The following is a 13613-nucleotide window of genomic DNA, read 5'->3' as shown; positions in this document are numbered from 1 at the left end:
AAATCGCTGGATGTGTTATGTTTGCAATAACAAGTTTAGGATTCACACTAATTACTACCGTAAATGTTTTACCTGCACAACCATTAGCTCTAGGTGTTACCGTATAGGTAACAATTTGTACAATATTAGTAGGGTTCACTAAAGTACCGCTAATGCTAGTTTGATTGGTAGCACTTGTACCACCAGTGATTCCTCCTGTAACTATTGGTGCACTCCATGAATAGGTAGTTCCTGTCGGAATACTATTTAATGTAGAATTTGAAGGAGTGATGCTAAAAGACTCACCACTACAAATAGCCTCTGCAAAACTTTCAGTGATGCTAGGTTTCGGATTAACCGTAATCGTATAATTATAGGTACTCCCTGCACAAGTATTACCACCAGTAGTAGCTGCTACAGCAACATAAGTAATTGTAATAGGCGCGTTAGTACTGTTTACTAAGTTTTGAGCAGGTATTGTGTTCGTTCCTGAAGTAATAACCCCTGTAATTCCTGTAGGTTGAGTAGCAGTCCAAGAGAAAGTAGCTCCAGGAGTTGTACTGCTTAAATTTACCAAAGCAGAAGTTTCTCCCGAACAGATCGTTTGATTAGTAGGAGAGAAGGTAACCACAGGGCTAGGGTTTACGGTGATGGTAAACGTTTCTGCCACTCTGGAACATCCATTGGCTGTTGCGATAACAGATATAGTTGCTGTTATAGGAGCTGTTCCATTATTTGTTGGTGTAAACACAGGGATGTTTCCAGTTCCTGAAGCCGCAAGCCCGATACCGGTGTTAGAGTTTGTCCAAGTGTAGGTAGTTCCTGCTACCGCATTTGTAAATGTGATTTCCGTAGTACTAACTCCGTTACAATACGTTTGGTTGGTTAAATTTAAAGTAGTAGGAGTAGGATTAACTGTTATAGTAATAATAAAAGGTATTCCTGCACAAGCACCTGCCATTGGTGTTACGGTGTATTCTATAGTAGCAACTTCAGTTGTTGTATTGGTTAGTGTTTGACTAATTGTATTTACTCCTGTAGTTTGAGCTGAACCACCAGTAATAGCCCCAGCAGGAGTACTCACAGGTGTAGTCCATGTATATGTTGTACTATTTGGTACAATATTTCCACTGCCATTTGTAGGTGTTACTGTGAAAGCAGTTGCCGAACAGATCTCTTGTGTAGTAGCCTGAACAAGAGGTTTAGGATTTACCACTACAGTTATCGTAAAAGTACTTCCCACGCAATTACCTACATCACCCGAAGTTGGAGTTACGGTATATACAATAGTTTGAGCTGTGTTAGTTGTATTAGTAAGTGTTTGGCTGATAGTAGTGATTCCTGGAGTTGAAGAAGCACTTGCTCCAGTGATATTAGAGTTGTTACTAATAGTCCAAGTATAGGTGGTTCCAGTAGGAACAATATTTCCACTACCATTTGCAGGAGTTATAGTAAAGGCTGTTTCTGAACAAATCGCTGGATGTGTTACGTTTGCAATAACAGGTTTAGGATTCACACTAATTACTACCGTAAATGTGTTACCTGCACAACCATTAGCTCTAGGTGTTACCGTGTAGGTAGCAGTTTGTACAATATTAGTAGGGTTCACTAAAGTACCGCTAATGCTAGTTTGATTGTTAGCACTTGTACCACCAGTGATTCCTCCTGTAACTATTGGTGCACTCCATGAATAGGTAGTTCCTGTCGGAATACTATTTAATGTAGAATTTGAAGGAGTGATGCTAAAAGACTCACCACTACAAATAGCCTCTGCAAAACTTTCAGTGATGCTAGGTTTCGGATTAACCGTAATCGTATAATTATAAGTACTCCCTGCACAAGTACTGCCTCCTGTAGTAGCTGCTACAGCAACATATGTAATTGTAATAGGCGCGTTAGTACTGTTTACTAAGTTTTGAGCAGGTATTGTGTTCGTTCCTGAAGTAATAACCCCTGTAATTCCTGTAGGTTGAGTAGCAGTCCAAGAGAAAGTAGCTCCAGGAGTTGTACTGCTTAAATTTACCAAAGCAGAAGTTTCTCCCGAACAGATCGTTTGATTAGTAGGTGAGAAGTTCACTGCAGGACTAGGGTTTACAGTTATGGTAAACGTTTGTGATGGTCCTGAACAGCTTGGTGTTCCATTTGAAAATGATGGCGTAACTGTAATTGTAGCTGTGATAGGATTAGCTGTTGAATTGGTTACATTGAATGCATTAATGTTTCCAGTTCCTGAAGCAGGAAGTCCAATAGTTGTGTTGGAGTTGGTCCAATTATAGTTAGTTATCCCGCCAGTATTATTAGTTGTAAAATTAATCGCAGTTGTACTATTGTTAGAGCAAAGCGTTTGGTTTGGTATAGGATTAACTTGTCCTGATGGATTAACCGTAATGGTAAATGTTTTAGGAGTTCCAATACAATTTGTAGCTCCATTTGTAAAAGTTGGTGTAACCGTAATTGTAGCAACAATAGGTGTTGTACCTGTGTTTACAGCTGTAAATGAAGGTATGTTACCTGAGCCACTTAAAGGAATTAATCCAATATTGGTGTCAAAAGACCAAGCATATGATGTAGTTCCAACAGTATTTGTCGTAGAGAAATTTACAGCATTAGTAGCAGTATTGTTACAAACTACTTGATTAGTTGGTTGATTTACTTGTCCTGATGGATTAACCGTAATGGTAAATGTTTTAGATGTACCATTACAAATTGAAGTACCATTATAAGTTGGAGTTACAGTAATAGTAGCTGTAATTGGAGTAGTACCTGTATTTATTGCTGTAAATGAAGGTAAATCACCAGTTCCAGTAAGTGGAGATAATCCTATATTTGTATTAATAGACCAAGCATATGATGTTGTTCCATTAGTATTTGTTGTACTAAAATTTACAGCATTAGTAGCAGTATTGTTACAAACTACTTGATTAGTTGGTTGATTTACTTGTCCTGATGGATTAACCGTAATGGTAAATGTTTTAGGAGTTCCAATACAATTTGTAGCTCCATTTGTAAAAGTTGGTGTAACCGTAATTGTAGCAACAATAGGTGTTGTGCTTGTATTTACAGCTGTAAACGAAGGTATATTTCCTGTCCCTGTTAAAGGTGTTAGACCTATATTGGTATCAAAAGACCAAGCATATGATGTAGTTCCGCCAGTATTTGTTGTACTAAAATTTACAGCAGTAGTAGCAGTATTGCTACAAACTACTTGATTGGTTGGTTGATTTACTTGTCCAGATGGATTTATAGTAATAGTAAATGTTTTTGGGCTACCAACACAAATTGCAGCACCATTTGTTAAAGTAGGAGTAACCGTAATTGTAGCTGTTAAAGGTGTTGTGCCTGTATTTACAGCTGTAAACGAAGGTATGTTTCCTGTACCAGTTAAAGGTGTTAGACCTATATTGGTATCAATAGACCAAGCATATGATGTAGTTCCGCCAGTATTTGTTGTAGTGAAATTTACAGCACTTGTACTTGTATTATTACAAACTATTTGATTAGAAGGCTGATTAACTTGCCCTGATGGATTAATAATAACGGTAGCACTTCCTGTCATACTCTGTGAGCAAGAAGGTGAAGTGCCATATTGGACACTTACTAAATTATAAACAAATGTTCCAACTGTATTGGTAGGAACTGAAACAGTAGCAGTTGCAGTTGAACTAGTAACAGTTAAATTAGAACCTCCATTAATATTATATGTAAAAATATATGGTGGATTAGTTGTATTAGGAGCGGGAGCGGAATTAGATGTAGCAGTAAAAGTTATTGTTGGAGAAGTTGCATTTTGACAGACTGAAATATCTCCAGAAATTGTTGCAGTTGGTAATGGTTTAATTGTAAATGTTCTCGAAGATGTTGTACTACCACATTCGTTTGTTACGGTTAAAGAAATCGTATAAGTTCCAGGTAAAGAATAAATTATCCCTGAAGGATTACTTGCGTTAATTGCACCAGCAGGAATAGTTGTAGCTCCAGGAAAATTCCATAAATAACTTAATGAACTTGAAGAGGGTGAACAAGAATTTACATTTGCTGTTGGGTTGATGGTTGTTGAACCACAATAATCAGGTATTGTGTTAATAGTAACTGTAGGAGGTTGTTTAACAATTATGTTTTGTACAGAAGAAGTTATAGCCCCACATGAGTTTGTCATTGTAACTGAAACATTGTATGTTCCAGGTGTTACAAAATTAAATGATGGATTAGCTGATGTAGCACTTGTGCCATTGGTAAAACTCCACGTAGGAGTTCCACTACCACAATAACCTGCAACATAATTTACATTCCATTGATAGGTTGGATTGCCTGGACAAATATTAGTTAAATTTGTAGTATTTGTAGATGTTACTGCTAAAGGAGAACAACCTTGAATGGTATTTAATGTGAATTGAGGTGATAATTGAGGTTCTATGCATATAGTGCCTTGTTTTGTAAAAACACCACAATAACCATAAGTAGTAAGAGTAATTGTATAAACTCCAGGTAAAGTATAAACATGACACGGAGGATTTGGTTTTCCAGATGATGTAATTGAATAAATTCCTGATCCATCTCCAAAATCCCATTCATATAAAGTACTTTCTACACAATTTTCGTTATATGCTGGAGTTGATAAGTTTGTAAAAGTCACACAAGTATTAACACATGCTTTATTAGGGTTTGTAAAATCAGGAGTTGGGGGTCTTAAAATTATTATTGGAGATATAGTTGACTGTGTAGTACCACATGAATTAGAAATTGTCAAAGTAGCTGTGGTACTTGTATTTGGACAACTTGTTATTTCATATTTGTGGGGAACAGGATAATTAGCAGATAGAGCAGGATTTGAAGAATTATAATAAGTTGAATTAATTAAATCGGATTGTAAAAGATTTAAAACAGGGGTATTATCTCCATAATTAATAGAATAAATTGTCCCAAGTGAATTAAGAGCCCAGTTTGATATTACAAAATTTAAATATGGGGTGGGAGCGCACAAATTTGTAGTACTACCTGGACTAACTAAACCTCCAGCTGGATTTGACTCATTTTTGATAGTGTAACTTTTACTTACAGAACATCCGTTATTACCAAAAGCAGTAATTGTCATGATAAAAGCGCCTAAAGTTGTGTAAGTATGCGTAAATGGAGTGGTAGTGAATGTTTGGGTTGCGCTTCCGTCTCCCCATTGAACACTATAGCTGGTTATACATGAAGAACTTGAGTGCAATCCGACACTAACATTATAATTTGCATTTGCACCAGCAGAATTACAATTATTAAATTGATTACTAAGATTAGATGGATTATAAGTACCAGCATTATTGTCCTTAAAAACAGCATCTGGTCTTTGTTTTATTGTAATAACTTTAGTAGAAGTGGTTGTACATCCGTTATTATCGATAACAGTTAACGAAACATTATAATTTACAGTACCACATCCAATAGAGTTATATGCGTGTGTTGGATTCTGTTGAGAGGAAGTACCTCCGTCTCCAAAATTCCAAGAATATGTATATGGACCATTTCCTGAAACTACTGAATTGAATTGTATGGCACTTCCTGAACATTGGTTATTTGCAAAAGTAAAATCTACTACAGGTAATGGATTTACAACTATAGTTACAATATTTGAAGTATTACTAATAGGTATATTAATTGGATTCGGATTTGAAGAATCAGTTGCATTAATAAGAGTATAGGTGTAAGTGCCAGGAATACTCGTATTTACATTTATTGTTACAGCATCGCTATTGTTTGGTGAAAATTGATTGCCTTGAACACCATTTAATGTATATGTATAATTAATTGGACTATTTGGCTGAGGAGAACCATTAGTTATACTGAAAGTAATTGTAGCAACTTGATTTAAACAGACAGATGAAAAGCTTGAGCTTATTTGAGCTTCAGGTCCTGGCGGAATATTATTTGCTATTATATTGTTAAATGAAGAAACAATCAATAATGCAAATAAAATCTTGTAAAATTTTCCCATAATGTAAGTATTAATTCATATATATATAACCTAACATCTAACATCTGTATGTTAGATTGCCTACTAAACAAACGAATAGAAATAAACATTTCTATTACCCAAAATTTAGGTGTCGGTAAAAATATGGTAAATTGGGGAAAATTCAATACGGCAATCCGTAAAGACATATTTTTTTCAAAGGAACTAAAAGTTTTCTGTATTCTAAAATTTTTGTTATTAAGAATTTATCAAATTTTGTTGTGTTTTTAGAATACATATTAATACATTTGATTACAAACTATTTTTTAAATGAAAATTAATCCTATGTACAAACGAATTCTATTCTCTTTCCTTTTATTTACCTCTTTCAATTCAATGGAAAGCGATGTTTATATTTGTTTTTCTAAAGGAGCTAAAAAATATCATTATAATAAATTTTGTAAAGGTTTGAATAATTGTAAGCACACTATAAAAAAAGTTTCACTATCTGAAGCTAAAGAATTGGGACTGTCACTTTGTGGTTGGGAGGATTAATAGTATGAGAAAATTACTTCTATTTTTTATATTTTTTACTTCTACTTTTTTTGCTCAAGTAAAGTTATTATCATGGAACGTTGAAAATTTAGGAAGTTCTAAATCACCTTCTGATTTATTATACATTGTTTCTATTCTAAAAAATTATGATGTTGTGGCATTGCAAGAAGTAGTTGCTGGAGATGGTGGAGCACAAGCAGTTGCTAAATTAGCGGATGAACTTAATAGAACAGGTTCAAAATGGGATTATGTGGTAAGTGACCCAACGAGTAGTAGTGCCTATAAAACCGAACGCTATGCTTTCTTATGGAAAACTAGTAAAGTTAAAAAAGTAGGAGAGGCTTGGTTGGAGAAAAAATATCAATTAGAAATTGACAGAGAACCTTACTATTGTACTTTTGATTTTAAGGGTAAACAGTTTACTATTGCGAATTTTCACGCTATAACCAAAAGTAAACAACCCGAAACTGAAATTAAATATTTTAAATTTCTACCCGAACAATATCCAAAATTGAATTTACTTTTTGTTGGTGATTTTAATTGTCCGCAATCACATACCGTATTTAATCCTTTGAAGAAAATGGGATATGATTGCGTATTTGTTAGCCAAAAAACTTCATTAAAAAAAGAATGTAGTAACGAAGAATGTTTGGCTTCTGAATTTGATAATATTTGGTACAATAGTTCGAAATTAACTGTTCGTAATCCTAAAGTAATTCATTTTTATGAAGCTTTTACAACACTAAAAGAAGCAAGAGAAATTTCAGATCATGTTCCTATTACAACAGAAATAGTAGTAAAATGAATCTCGACTTCGCTCGATTTGACAGGTAGTGGTGTTGTATGTTCGGTGAGTTTCAGGTAAAGTTTTGTATTTTGACTGATGTAGGTATTGGGAGTAGGTTTAATCTTTCGAGTTTTTTTGAATTTGCTAATTGAACTCTATTAGTTTTATAATCCTATTCAAAACAAAAAAGCCCTGCAATTGCAGAGCTTTAGTGACCTCGACAGGATTCAAACCTGTAACCTTCTGAGCCGTAATCAGATGCGCTATTCAGTTGCGCCACGAGGCCGATTTTGTGAGTGCAAATATAGATATAATTGTGTAACTTGCAAACCCTAATGTGAAAAAAAGTAAATAAAAATGAACTTACAAGACTATATTCGTGATATTCAAGATTTTCCAAAACCTGGGATTGGGTTTAAAGATATAACTCCGTTGTTACTTTCGCCTGAAGCGACGGCATTTTGTTTGGAAACATTGGTTAATTCGCTGCAAAATCAGAAAATTGATAAGGTAATAGGAGTAGAGAGTCGTGGTTTTTTCTTTGGAATTTTATTGGCTCAAAAATTAAATGCTGGGTTTATTCCGGTGCGTAAGCCTAAAAAATTGCCTTTTGATACCATTAGCGCTTCTTATGAATTGGAATATGGAACCGATACTTTAGAAATGCACGTGGATGCGATTCAACCAGGCGATAAGATTTTAATTCACGATGATGTTTTGGCCACAGGAGGCACGGCAAAAGCGGTTTGTGAATTGGTGGAACAATTAGGTGGCGAAATCGTGCAAATGAATTTCTTAATGGAGTTGTCGTTTTTAAATGGTAGAGCGAAATTAGGGGATAGGGAAATTTTTGCTGCTTTGAGGTATTGATTTTGAAACATATAAGTCCATAGTTCTCGGCTTATATAGCTTTCAGGTTATTTTCTTTTAAACTTCTAATTTCACCAGCGTCATTTCGAGTGTTTTGTATTTGTAAAGCCTAAGATTTACGAATACAAAATGTATCGAGAACTAATGAATGAAAATCGTTTCTACAGTTCTCGATACAATTTTAGATTTCAAAAACTAAGGTTTTTAAAATCTAAAATCACTCGAATTGACGGTGGGGTTGTTTCGTTTCTACAGTTCTCGATACAATTTTAGATTTCAAAAATTAGCATTTTTAAAATCTAAAATCACTCGAATTGACGGTGGGGTTATTTATAATACTTATTTCAAACTATTCACTGTAACCCAATAACGATATGCTATAATTGCTTTTTGCCACTTTTTTGCTTTGATGGGATCTAAACCTTGTTTGGTAAAACTGGGTAAAAGGGCTTTGTTGAGTTTGGCAAGTAGTTTATACATGGTTAAATTTTTGGCAAAGATATAAAAATAAAAAATCCCGAATGAATCGGGATTTTTTGGTTATTTGGTTTTTTTGATTTCAGTTTTTTTGATTTCAATTCGGTTTGGAGTACTATTTTTTCTTACGTTAACCGATTTAATTTCATTAGGTTGCATTTTGTCAACTTCTTCTTTTGTTACTTTTTCTCCGTTGATATAATATTCTGTTGATGCTTCTAGCTTTTTTTGATAGACTTCCATTTCTTTTTCAAAGACTTTCATTTTTTCTTCAAAAACTTTCATCTCTTCTTCAAATTGTTTCATATCAGGTTCTTTCAGCTTCATTTCTTTTTCAAAAGCTTCCATTTTCTTCTCGAATTCTTTCATTTTAGGCTCAAGGGCTTTCATCTTTTTTTCGTATTGTGCCATTGCCTTTTCATACTTAGCCATCGCTTTTTTGTTATCAAAGTTTGATGGTAAGTCTGGAACGTTTGGAAAATCTGGAGGTAGTGGAGGATCTATGAAATTTTCGTAAGGATGATTTGGAGGAGTTGGTGGCGTTGGAGGTTCTGGAAGATCTAATATTTCTTCTGTAACTATTTTTTTAACTTTAACTTCTGATCCAGCAATTTTTGAAAGTTTTTTATCTATAACATAGTCCGAATAATCAGGTTCAGCGGTAAATCCGATTTTTCCTTTTTCGGCACTAAAATAAATAGGTTCAATTGGTTCATCGCCATCTATTTCTTTTACCCCTTTATTGCCTTTACCATCGGTAAATTCAATTTTAATAGCAATAATCTCTCCGTTTTTATTGCGTTTTACGTTTGAAAACTTAAAATCAATTCCTTGGCTTTTTAATTGTGTTGCATCTGATTTCATTTCTTCATCAGTTGCCTTTTTATCCCAACTAAAACCAATGGCTTCAACTTTTACGGTATGAGCTTTTTCTGGATTTTCTTTTACTTGTGCAATGGTTTCAATTTGAAACAATAACATGAAACCGACTAACAATGGAAGAATGGTGGCATACTTCCAAACATTTCTTTTGTGTGATTGATTTGTGTGTAACATAACGATTCGTTTTTTGATTAATGATTGATAAAATTGATTGGTAATACTTAAGTCGTGTTGATGAGTCACTACTTTTAATAAGGTTCTTTGATATTCGTATTTGTTTTCGATTTGTTGAAAAGTTTCGCTATCGGCAATAAATTCAAGGTTTTGTAACATCGCTTTTCGGTAGAACCAAATGATTGGGTTTACCCAAAAGAAGGCACAAAATAGTTTTCCAAGTAATACATCTATTGAATGCTTTTGCTTTACATGAATGCTTTCGTGCGTTAAAATATGTTGGAATTCTTCTTCAGAAAATCGATTCGGATTAATTACAATGTAATGAAAGAACGAAAAAGGATTTTCTGTTGTGTCGGTTTGTACTATAGTGTATTGTGATTCTTTTTGTTTGGTATGTTTATTGATTTTACTAAAAAAGGAAACCAATTCAATTCCGATTTTTACCAAAATTAAAATCGAAATTATAACATATACTGATGTCAATATTAAAGACCAATCTATTGGATTTTCTTGTGCAGGAACTTCAATTGTGTTGTAGGTAATTGGAATCGCTTCTTCATAGGATTCAAGAATTGGTGTTGGTTCAACCCAAATGGTTTTGGTAAACGTGACTAAAGGTAATATCAAAGATAAAACCAAACCACTAATCAAATACCAACGATTGGAAACAAAAAAGGTTTCTTTGCGAAGAAATAGCACGTACATCAAATAAAATAAAATGATGAGTCCGTTTGCTTTTAGGAAATAAATCAGCAGATTTTCCATACTATTTCTTTTTTTCGATTAAGGCTAAAATCTCACGAAGTTCGGCTGCCGAAATCTTTTCTTCTTCAGCAAAAAAGGAAACTAAATTTTTGTACGAACTATTGAAATAGTTATCAATAGCGGTATTCATAAAGGTTTTTCGGTAATCTTCAATTTTTACGATAGGGAAGTACTGATGTGTTTTTCCGTAAGCATTGTACCCCACGTATCCTTTTTCTTCTAAGTTCCGAACAATAGTAGAAAGCGTGTTGTAATGCGGTTTATCGTCGGTAATTTCTTCCATGATATCTTTTACAAAAGCTTTTTTGAGCTTCCATAAAATGTGCATAATCTCTTCTTCTTTGTTGGTAAGTTTTTGCATGACGTATTGTTTTGATACATCAAAGGTAAACTATTTTTTTAGTTATACAACTATTTTTATAGTTATTTAACTAAATTTTTAGTTTTTCAAGTTTTGAGTTGGTTCTTTTTGGACTAAATTAATGGTCCAAACAAAAAGTAAAACTCCAATAGCACCAAGAGTTCCCATAAAGAACCAATTGGTTTGATAACCAAAACGGTCAATTATTTCCATTCCTGTTTTAGCACTTAAGATATGCGCTAAACTATAACTCATGGTAAAAATGGCCATATAACGCCCTTCGTGACCTTTAGGAGCGCGACTCATGGCAAAAGAATTGGAGAAGGGAAAAGCGAACATTTCGGCAAAGGTCATGAAAATCATCATGATGATTAAAATGCCAGCCCAATTATTCACTAACAACAAATAAATACTTATCGCCATAGCCAAACAGCCATAGGTAATGACTTTTAGTTTGTTGATGTTGTGTTTTTCAATGTAACTCACAATAGGCATTTCCAGGAAGAAAACCAAAACACCGTTTAAAGTAAGCAATAATCCTGTTTGAAATTCGCTTAAGTTGAATTGCTCTTTGTGATACAGTGGAATTGTCGTAAACAATTGAAAGAATAAAATTCCGGTGATTAAAGTACCTATTAAGAAAATCCAAAAGGGAATGTCTTTAAAAACCGAATGTGTAAGTACTTCTCCTGGATGTTCTTTGTCTGTGTATTTGGATTTTTTCTTTTCTTTTACTTTAATCCAAAAGATTAGAATAGCAAGAATACAAGTGGCACCATCTACCCAGAATAATCCTTTGTACCCCACACTCATGATTAGTAATCCTCCTAAAGCTGGACCGGCAGCAAAACCTAGATTAATGGCTAATCGCACTAAGGTTAGGGCTCGTGTTCTATTTTCGGGTTTAGCATAGGCACCTAAAGAAACAAACATGGCGGGTCTGAACATATCGGCAATTACCATAATAAAAAACATGGCAACAAGTAAGCCTTCAAAACTGGTTACAAATTGCAAGCCAAAGAAAGCGATTCCACTAGTAAGTAAACTAAAAATCATGATTTTATAAAATCCGATTTTATCTGATAATTTTCCTCCTAACCAAGAACCTAAAATTGAACCGCAACCAAAACTTACCATGATCCACCCAACTTGACTGTAAGAAAAATGCAAATCTTCTTTCAAGTATTTCGACAAGAAAGGAAGTACCATAGTGCCGGCACGATTGATGAATGTGATTAAGGTAAGGATCCAAATTTCGCGAGAAAATCCTCTGAAATTATCGATGTATTTGTTGAAGGCGTGTTTTAACATGGTATTATTTCTGTTGCAAAATTACGAAAGCTAGCACGATTAAAATGTTATAGAAATTATATATTTTTGTAAAAAATGATTTCTATTGCATCGCTACTAAATAAAAGGTAGTATATGGTAAAGAGTTGCGAAATGCATAACTCAAGTTCTCGATACATTTGGTATTTGTAAAACTTAGGCTTTACCAATACCAAACACTCGAAATGACGCAGTTGGAAAAACGTTTTTAAAATAACTAATTATACTTTAAGATTTAAAAATGAATCACATGTACAAACTTTTGATTTTCTTATTCTGTTCGGCTTTTGCGTTAGCTCAAAAAGACTTGGCTTCAGCTAAACAATTTCAATCCGAACTTAACAAAAGTTATGCGGATTCCTTGAAAAGTCCTTTAATGAAAGAAGATTTGAAAGCTTTTAAAGGGTTGGATTTTTTTCCATTGAATGACAAGTATATAGTGGAGGCTAAGTTTGTTAGAACCAAAAAGGAGAAAGCTTTTGGTATGAAAACTACAACTTCGAGAACACCATTGTATGTGAAATATGGCGAACTTCATTTTACCATCGACGGAAAAGCTTTAAAATTGAATGTTTATCGAAATATTGATTTGTCAAAAAAACCAGGTTATGAAGATTATTTGTTTCTTCCTTTTTCTGATTTGACTTGTGGGAAGGAGAGCTACATTGGTGGACGATATGTAGACATGAGAATGCAAAAAGGAAAAACATGGACCATCGATTTTAATAAAGCCTATAATCCGTATTGTGCTTATAATTATGAATATTCGTGTCCGATTGTGCCTTTAGAGAATGATTTGGATATTGAAATTAATGCTGGAGTAAAGAAATTCCATGACTAAATTCATCAATTTACATACGCACCAATTTTCAAATTTTTCGGATGTGATGGAAGTGGTAAATCAATATCCGTGGGAATTTGATGCTTCAGTTCCAAATTATTCTATTGGAATTCATCCTTGGTATATTGATGAAAATCGTTTAGAAACCGATTTGGAAATTATTAAAGAAAAGTTGCAATTATCAGATTGTTTAGCATTAGGAGAATGCGGATTAGATAAACGGATTGAAATCCCTTTAGATTTACAAATTTCAGTTTTTAAACAGCAATTAGAAATCGTAAAGCTAACGAATAAACCTGTCGTTTTACATTGTGTGGCGGCTTATGATGAAGTGATTGCCATCAAGAAAGAAATGAAAATTGAGAACCCAATGATTATTCATGGTTTTTCAAAAAACGAACAAGTGGCGCAATCTCTTCTCAAAAACGGATTTTATTTATCGTTTGGAAAATACTTACTTCGTAATCCAGATTTAGAAAAAGTGTTTATTTTTGCACCCGAAAATCAAATTTTATTAGAAACGGACACGATTGAAGAATCCATTTATCAAGTCTATGAAAAAGCGGCTGCGATAAAAGGAATTTCGGTAGAAGAGATGAAAGCGATTGTTTTTGCTAATTTTTCAAGGATTTTCAGTTAAACAATTAACCAATTT

At 33.8% G+C, this 13613-nt stretch carries 9 protein-coding genes and 1 tRNA gene; 4 read left to right on the top strand and 6 right to left on the bottom strand.

Annotated features, from left to right (window positions below):
* A partial coding sequence (locus B4I81_RS10100) for a PKD-like domain-containing protein (protein WP_291110270.1) occupies positions 1-5956 on the bottom strand: 5956 nt, incomplete at its 3' end.
* Positions 5957-6473: 517 nt separating this feature from the next.
* On the opposite strand from B4I81_RS10100, the gene B4I81_RS10095 reads away from it, so the two are divergent.
* The gene (locus tag B4I81_RS10095) at positions 6474-7274 is read left to right on the top strand and encodes an endonuclease/exonuclease/phosphatase family protein (protein WP_291110268.1); all 801 of its coding nucleotides are present in this window, start codon (positions 6474-6476) and stop codon (positions 7272-7274) included.
* Positions 7275-7468: 194 nt separating this feature from the next.
* Here B4I81_RS10095 and B4I81_RS10090 read toward each other — a convergent pair.
* Positions 7469-7542 (bottom strand) — tRNA-Arg (locus B4I81_RS10090).
* 71 nt (positions 7543-7613) lie between these two features.
* Here B4I81_RS10090 and B4I81_RS10085 point away from each other — a divergent pair.
* The gene (locus tag B4I81_RS10085) at positions 7614-8126 is read left to right on the top strand and encodes an adenine phosphoribosyltransferase (RefSeq protein WP_291110266.1); all 513 of its coding nucleotides are present in this window, start codon (positions 7614-7616) and stop codon (positions 8124-8126) included.
* Positions 8127-8465: 339 nt separating this feature from the next.
* Here B4I81_RS10085 and B4I81_RS10080 read toward each other — a convergent pair whose 3' ends face one another.
* The 4 genes from B4I81_RS10080 to B4I81_RS10065 form a co-directional block, all read right to left on the bottom strand.
* Positions 8466-8606: an SsrA-binding protein gene (locus tag B4I81_RS10080; RefSeq protein ID WP_291110264.1), complete on the bottom strand. Its 141-nt coding sequence runs from the start codon at positions 8604-8606 to the stop codon at positions 8466-8468.
* Between the two features lie 60 nt (positions 8607-8666).
* Positions 8667-10427 carry a M56 family metallopeptidase gene (locus B4I81_RS10075; protein ID WP_291110262.1) on the bottom strand — a complete coding sequence of 587 codons (1761 nt, stop codon included), beginning with the start codon at positions 10425-10427 and terminating at the stop codon, positions 8667-8669.
* Position 10428: 1 nt separating this feature from the next.
* A complete protein-coding gene (locus tag B4I81_RS10070; protein WP_291110260.1) occupies positions 10429-10788 on the bottom strand; it encodes a BlaI/MecI/CopY family transcriptional regulator in 360 nt (119 codons plus the stop codon).
* A 78-nt stretch (positions 10789-10866) separates the two neighbouring features.
* Positions 10867-12099, bottom strand: coding sequence for an MDR family MFS transporter (locus B4I81_RS10065; RefSeq protein WP_291110258.1), 1233 nt, complete (start codon positions 12097-12099; stop codon positions 10867-10869).
* A 268-nt stretch (positions 12100-12367) separates the two neighbouring features.
* Here B4I81_RS10065 and B4I81_RS10060 point away from each other — a divergent pair, with 268 nt between their 5' ends.
* The gene (locus tag B4I81_RS10060) at positions 12368-12958 is read left to right on the top strand and encodes a DUF1684 domain-containing protein (protein ID WP_291110256.1); all 591 of its coding nucleotides are present in this window, start codon (positions 12368-12370) and stop codon (positions 12956-12958) included.
* Positions 12951-13598, top strand: coding sequence for a TatD family hydrolase (locus B4I81_RS10055; RefSeq protein ID WP_291110255.1), 648 nt, complete (start codon positions 12951-12953; stop codon positions 13596-13598). Before B4I81_RS10060 ends, B4I81_RS10055 begins: the two co-directional genes overlap by 8 nt.
* The last annotated feature ends 15 nt before the right edge of the window (positions 13599-13613 follow it).

The sequence above is a fragment of the Flavobacterium sp. UBA6195 genome (assembly GCF_002422095.1).
Classification (GTDB): domain Bacteria; phylum Bacteroidota; class Bacteroidia; order Flavobacteriales; family Flavobacteriaceae; genus Flavobacterium.
This window is presented reverse-complemented; position numbering and strand designations above follow the sequence as displayed.